The organism is Streptomyces sp. NBC_01460, from assembly GCF_036227405.1.
In the GTDB taxonomy this organism is placed as follows: domain Bacteria; phylum Actinomycetota; class Actinomycetes; order Streptomycetales; family Streptomycetaceae; genus Streptomyces.
The window spans coordinates 3,114,557-3,129,882 of the sequence record NZ_CP109473.1 but is presented as its reverse complement, the minus strand read 5'-3'; the positions used below and the strand labels follow the sequence as shown (position 1 = coordinate 3,129,882).

14 protein-coding genes and 1 pseudogene are annotated in these 15,326 nt (G+C 71.7%); 12 read left to right on the top strand and 3 right to left on the bottom strand.

Annotated features, from left to right (window positions below; translation table 11 throughout):
• Nucleotides 1–190: 190 nt before the first annotated feature.
• The 3 genes from OG488_RS13810 to OG488_RS13800 all read left to right on the top strand — a co-directional run bounded on the left by OG488_RS13810 (nt 191) and on the right by OG488_RS13800 (nt 2,842).
• Nucleotides 191–553, top strand: coding sequence for a hypothetical protein (locus OG488_RS13810; protein WP_329229181.1), 363 nt, complete (start codon nt 191–193; stop codon nt 551–553).
• 85 nt (nt 554–638) lie between these two features.
• Nucleotides 639–1,526 carry a spermidine synthase gene (locus tag OG488_RS13805; protein WP_329229180.1) on the top strand — a complete coding sequence of 296 codons (888 nt, stop codon included), beginning with the start codon at nt 639–641 and terminating at the stop codon, nt 1,524–1,526.
• Nucleotides 1,527–1,774: 248 nt separating this feature from the next.
• On the top strand, nt 1,775–2,842 hold the full coding sequence (locus tag OG488_RS13800; RefSeq protein WP_329229178.1) for an aspartate-semialdehyde dehydrogenase: 1,068 nt from the start codon (nt 1,775–1,777) through the stop codon (nt 2,840–2,842).
• Nucleotides 2,843–2,875: 33 nt separating this feature from the next.
• Here the strand turns inward: OG488_RS13800 and OG488_RS13795 are convergent, their stop codons facing one another.
• The gene (locus OG488_RS13795; RefSeq protein WP_329229176.1) at nt 2,876–3,088 is read right to left on the bottom strand and encodes a hypothetical protein; all 213 of its coding nucleotides are present in this window, start codon (nt 3,086–3,088) and stop codon (nt 2,876–2,878) included.
• Nucleotides 3,089–3,247: 159 nt separating this feature from the next.
• On the opposite strand from OG488_RS13795, the gene OG488_RS13790 reads away from it, so the two are divergent.
• From OG488_RS13790 to OG488_RS13750, 9 genes are all read left to right on the top strand, one after another.
• Complete coding sequence (locus tag OG488_RS13790; protein ID WP_329229174.1) at nt 3,248–4,294, top strand: helix-turn-helix transcriptional regulator; 1,047 nt, start codon at nt 3,248–3,250, stop codon at nt 4,292–4,294.
• A gap of 115 nt (nt 4,295–4,409) precedes the next feature.
• Nucleotides 4,410–5,840, top strand: coding sequence for an aspartate aminotransferase family protein (locus OG488_RS13785; RefSeq protein WP_329229172.1), 1,431 nt, complete (start codon nt 4,410–4,412; stop codon nt 5,838–5,840).
• Complete coding sequence (locus OG488_RS13780; RefSeq protein WP_329229171.1) at nt 5,834–6,922, top strand: NAD-dependent epimerase/dehydratase family protein; 1,089 nt, start codon at nt 5,834–5,836, stop codon at nt 6,920–6,922. The genes OG488_RS13785 and OG488_RS13780 overlap by 7 nt, the downstream gene beginning before the upstream one ends.
• A gap of 31 nt (nt 6,923–6,953) precedes the next feature.
• Complete coding sequence (locus tag OG488_RS13775; RefSeq protein WP_329229170.1) at nt 6,954–8,144, top strand: endonuclease/exonuclease/phosphatase family protein; 1,191 nt, start codon at nt 6,954–6,956, stop codon at nt 8,142–8,144.
• Nucleotides 8,141–9,313, top strand: a complete 1,173-nt coding sequence (locus tag OG488_RS13770) for a glycosyltransferase family 4 protein (RefSeq protein ID WP_329229168.1) — start codon at nt 8,141–8,143, stop codon at nt 9,311–9,313. Before OG488_RS13775 ends, OG488_RS13770 begins: the two co-directional genes overlap by 4 nt.
• Nucleotides 9,310–10,365: a UbiA prenyltransferase family protein gene (locus OG488_RS13765; RefSeq protein WP_329229166.1), complete on the top strand. Its 1,056-nt coding sequence runs from the start codon at nt 9,310–9,312 to the stop codon at nt 10,363–10,365. Before OG488_RS13770 ends, OG488_RS13765 begins: the two co-directional genes overlap by 4 nt.
• A 9-nt stretch (nt 10,366–10,374) precedes the next feature.
• The gene (locus OG488_RS13760; protein WP_329229165.1) at nt 10,375–11,406 is read left to right on the top strand and encodes a glycosyltransferase family 2 protein; all 1,032 of its coding nucleotides are present in this window, start codon (nt 10,375–10,377) and stop codon (nt 11,404–11,406) included.
• Nucleotides 11,399–12,481 carry a lysylphosphatidylglycerol synthase domain-containing protein gene (locus OG488_RS13755; RefSeq protein WP_329229163.1) on the top strand — a complete coding sequence of 361 codons (1,083 nt, stop codon included), beginning with the start codon at nt 11,399–11,401 and terminating at the stop codon, nt 12,479–12,481. Before OG488_RS13760 ends, OG488_RS13755 begins: the two co-directional genes overlap by 8 nt.
• A complete protein-coding gene (locus tag OG488_RS13750) occupies nt 12,475–13,485 on the top strand; it encodes an aldo/keto reductase (RefSeq protein ID WP_329229161.1) in 1,011 nt (336 codons plus the stop codon). The genes OG488_RS13755 and OG488_RS13750 overlap by 7 nt, the downstream gene beginning before the upstream one ends.
• A 48-nt stretch (nt 13,486–13,533) precedes the next feature.
• On the opposite strand, the pseudogene OG488_RS13745 reads toward OG488_RS13750, so the two are convergent.
• Both OG488_RS13745 and OG488_RS13740 read right to left on the bottom strand, forming a co-directional pair.
• A pseudogene (locus OG488_RS13745) lies at nt 13,534–13,773 on the bottom strand (substrate-binding domain-containing protein); the annotation flags it as partial.
• Nucleotides 13,774–14,046: 273 nt separating this feature from the next.
• On the bottom strand, nt 14,047–15,300 hold the full coding sequence (locus tag OG488_RS13740; RefSeq protein WP_329229159.1) for a DegT/DnrJ/EryC1/StrS family aminotransferase: 1,254 nt from the start codon (nt 15,298–15,300) through the stop codon (nt 14,047–14,049).
• Between the last annotated feature and the right edge of the window lie 26 nt (nt 15,301–15,326).

Sequence of the window (15,326 nt, the reverse complement as noted above, 5' to 3'; positions counted from 1 at the left end):
CCTGCTGTGACGGGACGCACACGCAGCGTTTACCTATAAACCGGACATCTCGCCCGTGATCCGCCATGAACTGCCACCCTTTGCGGCGGCGTGCCGCCGTAGCCCTTGACGCCGTCGGCGCGTTGGTCCATGCGGAGACGGGGCGTGGTCCTGTCTCGTCGAGACGAGAAGAGGGGTTCCCTTGCCTCACATGGGTCCGGAGACCACACCGTGCGATCTGGTGACCGTCCCGGCGCGTCAGGGCCTGGAGGCCGTCGACATCCTGCGCAGGGGATCGGAGAACGACCCCGTCGGCCCTGTCCTGCACGACGGGGCCTGCGCCGTCCTCGGCTTCCTGGTCCCGTCCGGTACGGCCGAGGGGTGGGACGTGCCCGGCAGCGCCTGTACGCGGACGGACGGCCGCGGGCTGCGCATCCCCGCCGAGCCGCCCGCCGTCGGCGGCGGCTGGCTCCTGCCGCCCGTCGCGGAGACCCCGGTCACCGACCCGGCCGTGCTCCGGGCGGCCCTCGACCAGGCGGCCCGGCTCATCGAGGCGGCCGACAACTGCCGCTGAGGCCATAATGGCCGGGTGGGCGGAGTTGCCGCCGTCGCCGGTTCCCGCAGGTGGCCGGCCCCGACCGGTGAGTGAGGACCAGCGCGTGGCACGTCGAGGAGCGGCCCGGGGCGCGAGCGACCGGAAGCGGTCCGAGCGCCGGCCGGAGCCCGTCTCGGCGACGGTCGACGGCGGGGTCGCGGAGCTCGTGCCCGACCGCGAACGCCCGCACGCCTGGACCCTGCTGCTGGACGGCGCGCCGCAGTCCCACGTGGACCTCGACGATCCCTCGTACCTCTCGTTCGAGTACCAGCGCAGGCTCGGCCACGTCATCGACCTCGCCGCGCCCCCCGGCCGGCCCCTCCAGGTCGTCCACCTCGGCGGCGGGGCCCTCACGCTCGCCCGGTACATCGCGGCGGGCCGCCCCCGCTCCACCCAGCAGGTCGTCGAGATCGACGCCCCCCTCGTCCAACTCGTCCGCAGGGAACTGCCCCTCGACCCGCAGGCCCGGATCCGGGTCCGCTCGGCGGACGCCCGCGCCGGGCTCGGGAAGGTCCAGGACGGCTGGGCGGACCTCGTCATCGCCGACGTCTTCAGCGGCGCCCGCACCCCCGCGCACCTCACCTCCGCCGAATTCCTCGCCGAGGTGCGCCGGGTGCTGAGGCCCGGTGGCCAGTACGCCGCCAACCTCGCCGACGGTCCGCCGCTGGCGCACCTGCGCGGTCAGATCGCCACGGCCGCCTCGCTCTTCCCCGAGCTGGCGCTGGCCGCCGATCCGACCGTCTGGCGCGGCCGCCGCTTCGGCAACGCGATCCTGGTCGCCTCGGACCTGCCGATCGCGGTCGCGGAGCTGACCCGGCGGGTCGCGAGCGACCCGCACCCCGGGCGCGTCGAACACGGCCGCGCGCTCGCCGACTTCACCGGTGGCGCCGCCGTCGTCACCGACGCGGACGCCGCCCCGTCCCCGGCCCCGCCGCCCGGCGCCTTCGACTGAGCCGCCCGTCCCGCGGGCGCCCGGTCCGGTGATGGCATGCTCCGGCCTGACCGCTTCCTGACAGCACCGACCGGTGCCGTAGGGGCGAATTCGGGGTTTTCATGGGGATCGCGCGCGGGGAACCGGCTACGTCGTTCCTGCCGTGCGAGCTCTCCGCGCCTCCCGGTACGGAGACGATGTGCCACCGGCCGGACCGGTCCACGGAACGCCGGTGCCTGAGCTCGGCCCTCGTCAGATCGGAGTACCTGATGGTACGTGCCCAGCGGCCCGCGGACCCCTGTGTCGTCCTGGTCGGCGCGACCGGTGCGCTCGGAGTCACCGTCCTGGAGATGATCGGGGAACACCGCATGCGGTACCGGGAGATACGGCTCGTGGCCTCGGCGCGGTCGGCGGGCCGGGAGATCCCCGTCGGGGGGCGTACGGAGACGGTGCACGACCTGGAGGACTTCGACTTCGCGGGTGCCGATCTCGTCCTGTTCTGCGCGGGCGAGGCGGTGAGCCGCCGCTGGGTGCCGGTGGCGATGGCGGAGGGCGCGCTGGTCGTCGACGCCTCCGGCGCCTTCAGCTCGAACCCGGAGATCCCTCTGGTCGTCCCCTCGGTCAACGACTGCCTGCTGGCGGAGAGTCCTGCGGAGGTCGTCGCCGTGCCCAGCGGCATGACCGTGCCGCTGACGGTCCTGTTGCACGCGGTGGAGGGGTGGCGGGGTGTGCGCCAGGTGGTGATGAGTACGTACGAGTCCGCCTCCGGTCTGGGCCACCAAGGGGTGGAGGAACTGCTGGAGGGGAGCGAACTGACGCTGTGTGACCCGGGGTCGGAGCTGCCCGCCGACCGCTTCCGCCCCGCCCTGGCGTTCAACGTCCTGCCGGCCGCGGACCGGCTCCTGGAGAACGGGGCCAGCCGTCAGGAGGAGCGCCTCGTCCAGGAGACGCAGCGCGTCCTGGGGATGCCGGACGCGGACGTGGCGGTGACCTGCGTTCGCGTGCCGGTCGTCAGCGGCCACGGGGCGACGCTCTTCGTGGAGACCGATGACCCGGTGGACCGGCCGGGGCTCATGGAGCTCCTGGCCTCACTCCCCGGCTTCACGGTGCACGACGAAGAGGCACCGGGCTCGGCCCCGACCCCGTTGACGGCCGGCGACCCGGACCGCTTCCACGTGGGCAGGGTGCGGGTGAACCCGCGCTCCTCCCGGGGATTCCTGTTGTGGCTGGTCTTCGACAACCTCCGCGCGGGAGGCGCGTCGACCCTCCTGTGGATCGCCCGGATCGCGCTGGCCTCACGCGCGTCCGGGGAACGGCTGAAAAGCGGCCCCCGCTGAGGAGGCCCCCCGCGCGCCCCGGACGCGGCCTCCCTACAGCTGGACGGCAACGTACGAGGCCGGCCCCTCGCCGGGGGTGTGGGGCACGGAGTCCCATTTGTCATCGGCGCTCGTGACCACGGTGGATTCCGGTCCCGCGGAGACAGCGGAACCCGTGAAATCCGCGAGGCTCGCGGAACCGGCAATTCCGGCCAGGAGGAGGGTCGCTACCAGGAAACGGCTTTCAAACCGGCGATTGTTCGCCATTGTTTCTCCTTCGATTCGATTCATTCGACAACTCGTGGCGCCCGTTCACCGGACATGCCGAGCTTGCCAGTCAAAGCCGTTCCGCCCCTGCCTCATTGGGTGTCCTATGATGGCGCGGCCACAAGTGGAAAGCGCCGGACGTCGAGCGAAGGGGGGCGCGTGGAGAGTCAGCCACTGTTGGACGAACTCGCGGTTGACGCCTACAGATCAGCGCTGCGAACCGGTGTCTTCATCGACGAGGAGATCGCCGCCGAACTCGGCGAGGACCGGGCGCGGATCGCCGAAGTCCGCGAAGCGCTGCAGGATTTGCGCCTGTTGAGCCCGGGCAGCGGAGGCGCCGCCGTTCCCCTCGACCCGGAGGTCGTCGAGGTCGAACTGATTGCACCGCTGGAGATGTCGGTCGCCCGTCAACGAAGACAGATAGCCGGAATTCACCGTCAGTTGAACACGCTGTCAACATTATATCGCTCAGTCGAGCGCCACCATGGCGCAGATGTGTCGATACGCGTCCTCGATAATGCCGCCGAGGTACGCCGCGAGATCGACCTGGCCCGGCACCGCTGCGTCAAAGAACGCATGAGTCTTCAGCCCGGGGGAGGCAGGTCGGCACCACTTCTTCAGCAGGATCTGGTGCAGACGCAGGAATTGTTGCGGCGAGGTGTCCGGGTCCGCACGCTCTATCAGCACACCGCACGTTCGAGCCTCACCACCCGCAGCTATGTCGCGCAGATCTGCGAAGCGGGTGCCGAGGTACGCACCTCGGCGGAACTCTCCGAACGGCTCATCGTCTACGACCGCCACACCGCCTTCGTGCCCAAGGAGAGGAAGGGATCCGCGCCTCCGGGCGCGGCCGTCGTCACCGATCCGACCCTGGTGGCCTATCTCTGCCGCTCCTTCGAGACGGCCTGGCAGGTGGGCCGGCCCTTCACCAGCACGGAACCCGCCGACCAGCAGCAGGTGAGCGCCGAGCTGCGGTCGTCCATCCTGCGGCTGATGGCCATGGGCCTCAAGGACGAAGTCATCGCGCGACGGCTCGGGATGGCCGCCCGTACCTGCCGTCGGTACATCTCCGCGCTGATGACGGAGCTCGGCGCCACCAGCCGCTTCCAGGCCGGTGTCCTCATCGGCCGCCAGGCTGTGGACGGCTGCACGGACGGCGGCCCGGGCGGCGTCCCGGCCGACGAGGAGATCGCTGTCCACAAGTAGCCGTACCGCCACAGGACGCCGGTGACACCTCGTGCCAGGGTCCTCTCCCGTGCGACGTTTGTGAGCGCCGACAGACAACGATGTCTCACGATGAACGTTGCATGGGAGAGGCCCAATGGCACAGCTCATCACTCTCGACGAGGCCGAGAAGCTCGACGTCGACGAAGTGCACGATCTCTACCGCACCTACATCAACAAGAGCCAGGTCAGGCTGATGACCTCCTTCGGCTTCGGCCAGGAGCTCGTCGACCACGCGGAAGGCGCCTACGTCCACACCCGCGACGGACGCAGGATCCTCGACTTCACGGGTGGCGTGGGCGTACTGAACCACGGGCACAACCACCCGCGGATCGTGGCGGCCCGCAAGCGGTTCCAGGAACAGCAGCGGATGGAGGTGCACAAGACCTACTTCTCGCCCTATCTGGCCGCTCTCGGCCACAACCTGGCCGCCGTCCTGCCGGGCGACCTCAACCGTTCCTTCCTGCCGAACTCCGGTGCGGAGGCGGTGGAAGGGGCCGTCAAGCTCGCGTACAAGTACCACGGCGGCAAGCGGAAGCGGATCCTGCGGGCCGACATCAGCTTCCACGGCAAGCTGCTCGGCTCAGGAGGACTCACCGGCAGCACGCAGAACCACTTCGACTTCCCGACCATCCCCGGCATCGGCACCTTCGCCTACGACGACCTCGACTCGGTCCGCCGGGCGCTGGCCGAGGCCCGCGACGCGAACGGCCGCAGCGACGTGTACGCGCTCCTCATCGAGCCGTTCAGCGCCTCCACGGTGCGCTGGTGCTCCGAGGAGTTCCTGCGCGGCCTGCGTGAACTGTGCACGGCCGAGGACATCGTGCTGATCTTCGACGAGATCTACACCGGCTGGGGCAAGACCGGCAGCATGTTCCACTTCATGCGCTACGAGGGCCTGGTGCCGGACGTCGTGACGACCTCGAAGTCGTTCGGCGGCGGCAAGTCCTCCATCTCCGCCTTCGTCGCACGGGACCCCGTCTTCAGCAAGGTGTACGACAACATGACGGACGCCATGATGCAGAGTACGAGCACGACGTACTACGGCTTCGGCGAGGAGACCGCGACCGCGATCGAGGCCGTCTCGGTGGCGGTGGAGGACGACTACCCGGCGCGGGCCCGCGCCATCGAGGACGTCCTGCGGCCGGGGCTGGAACGCATCCGGAAGACCTACCCGGACCTGATCGCCGACGTGCGCGGATCGGGAGCGCTCTTCGGGGTGTTCCTGTCCGGCGGTCCCAAGATCCTCGACCTGGTGGGCAAGCTGCCGGCCGGCGGTCTCGCCAAGGACCCCCTGATCCGGACGAAGATCATCACTGCGGCGGTGATCGACACCCTGTACCGCAAGCACGACGTGTACTCCTACTACACGCTCAACGGCCGCAGCCCGCTGATCGTGAGCCCGCCCCTGGTGGCGGGCCCGGACGAGGTCGAACGCTTCCTCGAAGCCCTGGACGCCACCCTCTCCGAGGGCATGAACCGGCTGCTGGCGCGCTTCATGAAGGAGCGGGTGAGCTCGCTGTGGTGAACCCGGGGAACGAGACGGACGCCCTGTCCGCACTGCCCGCGCGCGTCACGGTCACCGGCGCGGCCGGTGTGCTCGGCGCGCATCTGGTGGAGCGGCTGCTGAAGGAGGGGCGGGAGGTCCACGCGTTCGACCTCAGACCGGTGCCGGCCGCTTCCGGCCTGACCTCCTCCACCGGTGACATCCGGGACCCGGACGCCGTCAGGAGGGCGCTCGACGGTGCCGGGGCCCTGGTGCACTGCGCCTCGGCGCTGCCCAGCTACCCCGCCGCCGACATCCGGTCCATCGTCGTCGAGGGCACCACCACCGTGCTGGAGGCGGCCAGAACCGTACGGACGCCGAGGGTCGTGCACATCTCCTCGACCGCCGTGTACGGGCTGCCCAAACTGGTGCCGACGCCGGAGGACCATCCGCACGAGCCGGTGGACACCTACAGCTCGGCCAAGGCGGAGGCGGAGAAGGTCGCCGAGCGGTACCGCGCCATGGGGATGTGCCTGCCCGTGCTGCGGCCCAAGACCTTCGTCGGACCGGGCCGCATGGGTCTGTTCGACATGCTCTTCCAGTGGGCCGAGGAAGGCCGGAACTTCCCGGTGCTCGGACGGGGTGACGTGCGCATCCAGATGCTCGCCCTGGACGACCTCGTGGACGCGGTGGTCACCGTGCTGCGCGCTCCGGACGAGGTCGCGCACGACACGTACAACATCGGCGCCGTCGAGTTCGCCACCCTGCGCGAGGACTTCCAGGCGGTGCTGGACGCGGCGGGACACGGCAAGTCGGTCAAGTCCGTCCCGGGCCGCCCCGCCGTCGCCGTGCTGCGGGCGCTGGAGCGGACCGGGATCTCCCCGGTGTACGGGCGGCTGCTGTACAAACTGCTCGACGACTCCTACGTCAGCGTCGACAAGGCGCAGGAACGGCTCGGCTTCCGGCCCCGCCAGTCCAACCGGGAAGCCATCCTGCGTACGTACGACTGGTGGCGCGGGCAGCGCGCTGCCGCCGCCCCGCCGGCCGCGAGCCGGGACGGCGGCCGGACCAGCACGGATCCCTGGCGCCAGGGAGCCCTCGGTCTCGCGAAGGTCTTCTTCTGACATGGCCGGAACCCGAGTGCCGGGGACACCCATGCCCTCATCCGGTGTCCCCGCCACCCACGACGTCCCCGGCCCGGACGGGGACACCGCGGCCGGTCCGCCTCCGGACGGGCGGGCGGCCGACGGCACCGGTGAGGGCCCGCGGGCCCGCCGCTGGTGCCGCGGCACCCGCCTGCTGGTGGGTGCGACCGGCACATGGGCCGTGCTCCTCGTCCTGCACGTCCTGCTCGCGGGGCGCTGGTGGCTGTGGCTGCTCGTGGAGGCGGTACCCCCGCTGACGCTGGTGGCCGTGCCGCTGCTGCTGCTCGCGGTGACCCCGCTCGCGCGGCCGGTACGCCGGTGGCTGGCCCCCGTGCTGGTGCTCCTGCTCCTGGCCGGCGCCTATCTGGCCGGATTCGGACCGGGTCCCTCGGGTGGCGCGAGCACCTCCGCCGGGGGCACCCCGGTCAAGGTGTTCGCCTGGAGCACGGACTACTGGCAGATGGACGACGACAAGCAGGACTTCTACGCCTTCCTGCGCGACCAGGACGCCGACGTGTACCTCCTCCAGGAGTACCTGTACTGGGAGGGGGACGAGCCGGTCAGGATCGACGACACGGCCCGGCTGCGCGAGGAGTTCCCCGGCTACCACATCTCCGTCGAGGGGGAGTTGCTGACGCTCTCCCGGCTGCCCGTGGTCGCCGAGCACCACCGCCGGGTACCGGACACCGGCACGGCCTGGTACCGGGAGGGGAGCAAGGCGCAGCGCACCGACATCAGGGTCGGCGCGCGCACGGTCTCCTTCTACAACGTGCACATGCCGGTCCCCTTCCAGGTCGGCGACAACCCGCTCTCCGGCCGCTTCTACCGCTTCCTGCAGGACCAGTACGAATGGCGCGACCGCGAACTGGACGCACTGCGCTCCGATCTCGCGGAGAACCCCAACCCGGCACTGCTGACCGGGGACTTCAACTCGCCGTGGACGGGCAGCCTCCTCGACCCCGCCCCCGGCACCCGGACACACAGCCCCGGGAGCGGAGTACTCCCCGCCCGCTCCTGGCCCGTCTCCGACTACCCACTGCCCCGGCTGTGGCGACTGGACTGGCTGTTCACCACCGAGGACCTGGCCGTGCCCGGCTACCGCTTCGGCGGCGGCGGGGACTTCTCGGACCACGCGGCCCAGGAGATCCGTCTCGTCGTTCCCGACCCCACCGCCTCCGGACACCCGAAGGAGATCCGATGAGCCCGCAGGACAACCCCCTGAGCGAGGGATCCACCATGCGCCCCAGCCGGTTCCACGTGACGGTGATGCTCGACTACTACGCCCCCTACATCAGCGGCCTGACCGAGGCCGCGCGCCTGACCGCCGAGGGCCTGGCCGCCCGCGGCTGGAACATCGCGGTCGTGTGCGCACAGCACGACCCCGCGCTGCCGCGGTACGAGGTGATCAACGGCGTCCACGTCTTCCGCGCACCCGTTCTCGCCCACATCAGCCGTGGCTTCGTCTCCCCGGCACTGCCCCTGCTGGCACGGCGCCTCGCCGCCCGCTCCGACATCGTCCACATGCACCTGCCCAACCCCGAGGCGGCCCTCGTCGCGGCGCTCAAGGGCAAGGCCCGCCTCGTCGTGACCTACCACATCGACGTCTTCCTGCCCGACGGCCCGGTGAACCGCTTCGGGATGCGCGCCGTCGACGAGGTCTGCAAGAGCGCCGTCCGCAAGGCGGACATCGTCATCACCAACAGCGAGGACCAGGCGCGGGGGTCGCGGATCTGGCCGACGATCCGCCGCCGCAAGCTCCTCCCCATCTCCTCGCCCTGCGTCGACCGCAGCGGCGGTGAGCCGCGGCTGCGCGACGGCGACGGGCTGCACATCGGCTTCATGGGGCGGATCACCGTCGACAAGGGCATCGAGTACCTCATACGGGCCTTCCGCTCGATGCCGGACCCGGAGGCACGGCTGCTGATCGCGGGGGACTACACCACCGTCGCCGGCGGCAGCAACATCGAGGAGCTGCGCGCGGAGGCCGGCGACGACCCGCGGATCCGCTTCACCGGTCTGCTGCGGGGCGAAGCCGTACGCGACTTCTACGCCTCGATCGACGTCTTCGCGCTCCCCTCGATATCCGAGTCCTTCGGCATCGTGCAGGTCGAGGCCATGATGGCCGGGATCCCCCCGGTGAGCACCGATCTGTCCGGCTCCCGCTACCCCGTGGCGTCCACCGGCTTCGGGCGGCTGGTCCCTCCCCGGGACCCCGACGCCTTGCGCGAGGCCCTGCTGGAGATGGCGCACATGCCCGCCGAGGACCGTGTCGCCGGCGCGGAGACGGCGACCAAGCTCTTCGGCGGAGAGGCGTTCCTCGACGCCCACGAAGAGGCGTTCCGGGGGCTGCTGCCCGGTGGGCGGCTGTGAACCGGGTCGGCGGCGGGGACGCCGTGGACACCGAGGATCCGGAGAGCAGGACGGTCCCGGCCGTCCCGGCCCCACGGGCGGCCACCGCCGTCGTCACCGCCGGGGCGCCGTCACGCGGGCGGAGCGGGCAGCAGCCCGCTCCGCCCGCGGGCGAGGCCCGCACACCGCCGAGGCGACGGAGGAGGATGCCCGCGGCGCTGGTGCTCCTGCGGCCCCGGCAGTGGATCAAGAACATCTTCGTCCTGGTCGTGCCGCTGGCCCTGGACCCCGCCGCCCTGCTCCGGCACCCAGGAAAGGCCGCTGCCGCGGTGGTGGCGTTCACTGCGGCCTCGGCGGCCGTCTACGTGCTCAACGACTGGCTGGACCGCGAACGGGACCGGCTGCACCCGGTCAAACGTCACAGGCCCCTGGCCGGCGGACGGATCGGCCCGGTCGGGGCGGCGCTGCTGGGTCTGACGTGCCTGGCGGCCCTGGCCGTATCGGCGGCGTTCCTCCCCGGCGCGGCCCAGGCGGCGATCGCGGGGTACGGCGTGATCAACCTGGCGTACTGCCTGGCGCTGAAGCACCACGCGCTCGTCGACGTCAGCCTGGTCGCCTCCGGATTCGTCCTGCGCGCCGTGGCGGGCTGCGTGGCGGTGGCCGCGCCCTTCAACCCCGCGCTGGTCATCTGTGTCTACTGCACCTGCCTGCTGCTCTCGCTGGGCAAGCGCCGGCACGAGCTGGCTGCCGCGGAACTGCTCGGGCAGGCGTCCGCCCAGCGGCCGGCCCTCGCCGGGTACTCGGTGCCGCTGCTCGACCAGCTCATGACCCTGCTGCTGGCCGCCACGCTCATCAGCTACGAGATGTTCGTCCTGTCCGCATCACATCCGCACGCGGCCGTACTGGCCGTCGCCACCGTGCCCTTCGCCGTCTTCGCCGTCTGCCGCTACGTCCAGATGGTGGCGGTCAGGAGCAGTGGCGGGGAGCCCGGGCGGGACGTGCTCACGGATGTGCCGCTCGTGATCAACGCCGTGCTGTGGCTGGCCTGCCTGGCCGCCGGCCGACTCCTGTGAGGTGTGCTCGTGCGACCGACCCGTGTCTCCGTCATCATTCCCAACTACAACTACGCGCGGACCATCCGCCAGTGCCTCACGGCCGTGGCCGGCCAGAGCTACCCGCACATCGAGATCGTCGTCGTCGACGACGGCAGCACCGACGCGTCACCGCGGATCGCCGAGGAGTTCTCCGTACGGCTGATCCGCACGGCCAACGCGGGGGTCTCCGCCGCCCGCAACACCGGTGTGCGGCACAGCACGGGTGACATCCTCTTCTTCCTCGACTCCGACATCGCACTGAGCCCCGACGCGGTCCAACGCGCCGTGGACGTGCTGGAGTCGGACCCGGGTGTCGGCTTCGTCTGCGGCATCTACGACTCCGTACCGCTGATCGACGACGGAGCGGTGGAGCGCTACAAGGTGCTGCACGGGCACTACTGGCGTCGCCGGACGGCGGGCGAGGTCAAGGCCGCGTACTTCTCGCTCGGGGCGATGCCGCGCGCCGCCTACGACCGTGCGGGGCCGCTCGACGAGTCGCTGCGCGACACCGAGGACGTGGAGTACGGGGCGCGGCTCTCGGCCGTCTCGACCGTGCTGCTCGACCCGCTGATCGTCGGCCGGCACGACGACGACGACCGGATCGGGATCCTGCTGCGCAAGCAGTACCGCCGCTCCGTGCCCCTGGTCGCGCTCTTCAGCGACCGCGACCGTGCGGGCAGGCCACAGCTGTCGGACACCGCCTACCGCCCCAGGGCCGTCGCCGGTACCGCCCTGGCCCTGACCGGCCTCGCCGCGGCACCCCTGTGGCCGGTGGCGGGCGCTGTCGCGGTCACGGCGGGGGTGGGGGCGTTCGTCGCCGAGGAGTGGGGACTCCTGCGGTTCCTGCACGCGAAGGCGGGCGGACGCGCCCTGCCGCTGATGGCCGGGCTGCACACCCTGATGACCGCGACCACCGGGGTGGCCGCCCTGGTGGGGGCGGTCCGCTGGACGGGCTCCCCGTCCTTCCGGCGCCGCTACTCCAACCCGCCGGTCACGGGCGGCGCGGTCGCCGATGTCTAGCACGGCGCCCGGGCCCCCCGCCCCCGGGGACACCGGCACGGTGCCCCCGGCGGGCGGGGGACGCCTGGACACCCTGCGGGCCTTCGCACGGCGTCCCTGGGTCCGGGGGACGACGACCGCGGTGGTGCTCGTGCTGTGTGCCGGGTTCCTCGTGCACTCCTTCGCCCGGGACGGGGCGGCCACCCGCACGGCGGTCGGGCTGCTCGGACCCGTGCTGCCCCTGGCGCTCGTCCCGGCGCTGGCGGGGCTGTGGCTGACGGCGCTCTCCTGGCGCGAGCCCCTGCAGGCCCTGTCGGTCCCGCTGAGCCGCCCCTCGGCCGTACGCATCTTCGCCGCCGGTCAACTGGGCAAGTACGTACCGGGGGTGATGTGGTCGATCGTGCTGCAGTCCCGTCTCGCGGCGGCCTCCGGGATCACCGTCTTCCACTTCACCGCCGCCTTCGGGCTGTACGCCGCCGTGTCCCTGGGCACCGGCGGGGTGCTGGGGCTGTCCGCCCTGGCGCACCACGCCTACGGGACGGGGGCGGCGCTCGTGGCCGCCGCCCTCGTCCCGGTCCTGCTGCTCGTCCTGCCCCGGCTGCTGGCGGTCTCGGTGCGGCTGGTGAAGGCGGTGCCGTCGCTCGCACGCAGGCTCGCACCGGTCCCGCTCACGGTGCTTCGCCGCTCCGTGTGGCTGTGCGCCGTGTCGTGGCTGGTGACCGGCGTCCATCTCTGGCTGTTCGCGGTCGCGCTGGGCGCCGACCCGCTCCGGGCCGTCCTGCCCTGTGTGGCGGGGTTCGCCGTGGCGACCTCGCTGAGCAGTCTGGTGGTCGTCGTCCCGGACGGGCTCGGGGTGCGGGAGGCGCTGCTCGCGGTGTCGCTCGCGTCCGTGCTGCCCCCGCCCGAGGCGGCCGCCGCGGCCGCCGCCAGCCGGCTGGTTCTGGCGGCTGCCGACGTACTCGCCTTCGGCTACGGTTCGCTGGCCGCGCGGACACCGCGCCCCCTCTCCGTCTCCCACGCCCCGGCCGGTCCCCCGGCCCCCCACGTCCCCCTTCCCACCGCACCGCATCACCGACGAAAGGACGACACATGCTGACGACGGTCTACGGAGAGTCGGTCATGGACCGGCTCCGAGGCACCCGAGTCGCCCTCGGCACCATGTACTTCGGCACCACCGTCGACGAGAAGACGTCCCGGCAGATCCTCGACCGCTTCACCGAGCGCGGCGGCCGCCTCCTCGACACCGCGAACTGCTACGCGTTCTGGGCGCCCGGCGGCACGGGCGAGGAGTCGGAGCTGGTCATCGGCCGCTGGCTGGCCGCCGCCGGGGTCCGGGACGAGCTGCTGATCGCCACCAAGGTCGGCTGCCTGCCCGATCCGCTCGACGGGCCGTTCCCGGAGTCCGCCGAAGGGCTCAGCCCGGAGGTGGTGTTCAAGCAGTTCGAGCGCAGCGCCGAGCGGCTGGGACGCCCGTCCCTCGACGTCTTCTTCAGCCACGCCGACGACCCGGGGACGCCACTCGCCGACACTCTGGGCGCTCTGTCGGAGCTGGTCCGGTCGGGACGGGTCGGTGTCGTCGGCGCGAGCAACCCGGACGCGGTCCGGCTGAGCGAGGCGGCCCGCCTCGCGGCGGACGACCCTACGACGGCGCTCCCGCGGGTCATCCAGGCACGCCACTCCTACCTCTGGCCCGACCCGGCCGCCGACATCCGGCCGCAGCTTCCGCTGGACCACGCCCTGATCGCCTACGGCCGTGAGCACGGAGCCCTGCTCCAGGGGTACTCGCCGCTGCTCCAGGGGTCCCTGACCCGAGCCGACCGGCCGCTCGCTCCCGAGTACCGGAGCCCCGCGAACGAGGGGCGGCTGAGCCGGCTGCGGGAACTGGCCGGACGGCTGGGGGTGACGGCCAACCAGCTGTCCCTGGCGTGGATGGCCGGCGGCCCGGTGCCCGTCATGCCGGTGCTCGGGGTGAGCGGCGTGGCCCAGCTCGACGAGGCCATGGACGGGCTCGAGCTGGAGCTCGGGCAGGAGATCCGGGACGAGCTCGACGCGCTGGCCCCCCTGGGCCCGTCGGACACGTCCCCCGCCGGAGCCCGGTGAGCGGCGGCCGGTGACCGACCTCCGTGACACCCGCCCGGACCCGGCCCGTCAGGCGGACTCCCGCACGACCAGCCGGGTCGGGGTGATCACGGAGGTCAGCGGGTGGCTGCCGTCGGCCACGTCGGAGGACTCGCGGAACAACAGGCGGGCCATCGTCCTGCCCATGCCCACGATGTCCTGGTGCACCGTGGTCAGCGCGGGATCCATGGACTCGGCCAGTGACGGGAGGTCGTCGAACCCGACGACCGCCACGTCCTCGGGCACCCGCACCTCGCGCTCGCGCAGCAGGTCCACAGGAGCTCGGTCCCGAGGGAACAGGCGATGAAGTGCGGCAGCATCCGCAGCCGGTGGGCCCGGACCTTGCTCATGACGGACGGCAGCGAACTGCCGGTCACCCAGCCGAAGAGCAGCCCGTGACGCCCGGCCGCCTCCACGAGATAGTCCTCCAGTGCCTCCCGGTCGGCGGCCCCGGCGGCAGTCGGCGTGTGGGCCAGATAGGTCTCGTCGAGGTCGGAGAAGGCCACCGCTTCGACGTGCCGGGGTATCGGGAGGGAGGTGGGTTCAGCGCGCGGTCGGACGGACGGCAGCATGCAACGCCTCGATCACTCGGTCCTGTTCGGTGAGGGACAGCTGGTTGTGCAGGGGGAGCTGGAACGCCGTCGTGTGGAGCTGCTCGGTGTGCGGCAGCACGCTGCGGGAGAAGAGGCTCTTGTGCAGCGGGGTCCGCTGGTGGTGGGTGAGCACGGGATAGTAGATGTCCGTCTCCACCCCGCTGCCCGACCGCATGCGGGCGCGGATCTCCTCCCGTTCGGCGGGCCCGCCAGGAACCCGCACGGTGAAGAGGTGCCAGGCGTGGTCGGGGGAGAAGGACGGAAGCACCAGCAGCCCTGACGCGTGCAGCTCCGCCAGTCCCGTGATGTAGCGCTCGGCCAGGAAGGCCCTCCGGTAGTTCTTGAGGGTGAGTCCGGGCAGCAGGCCCAAGGCGACCGATGCGAGAGAGTTGTCGGTCTTCGCGTTGAGCCCCCAGGGCTCCGTCTTCACGTTCTTACGGTCAGGGTGGAAGCCGTGGTAGGCGATCGCCCGGACCCGTGCGGCGAGTTCGCCGTCCCCGGTGAGGACCGCCCCCGCCTTGCCGGTCAGTCCGAAGTTCTTGTACGGGTTGAAGCTGAGGACGGTCGCGTCCGAGTGCTGTCCGACGCCCGTGACGCCGATCGCCTGGCAGGCGTCCTCCACGACCCGCAGACCGTGTGCGTCGGCGGTCCGGCGGAGAGCCGCCATGTCGGCCAGCCGCCCGTACAGGTGGACCGGCAGGACGGCCTTGGTCCGGGAGGTGACGGCGGCCCCGGCCGACTCGGGGTCGAGGGTGGGGCGGCCGGGCTCGATGTCGGCGAGGACGGGGACCGCCCCGCAGGCCGGGACCGCGTTCTCGGTCGCCGCGAAGCTGTTGGCAGGGATGATCACTTCGTCGCCGGGCCCCACCCCGACCGAGCGCAGCGCGACGATCAGGCCGTCCGTGCCGCTGCTGGTGGCGACCGCGTGCAGACCGAGGAAATCGGCGAGCGCCGCCTCGAACCCGGCCGCCGCCGGTCCGCTCGTCAGCTCGCCCGTCGCCAGCGTACGCGCGTAGCACTCGGCCGCGACGCGCTGCTCCGCCGGAGTCAGCAGCCGTGACTTCGGCAGGAAGGGAACCGGAAGCCGCGAAGACGAATCCAGGAGACACCGTCCGTAACGGAAACCTTGGCGGGCAGGGCTTTCGCCGTGTGCGACGGGATGGGCGCGCGTGGCCGATACTGCCGCACGGATCGGCCGATTCACATCGGTCGTGAGGACCGGAGACCACA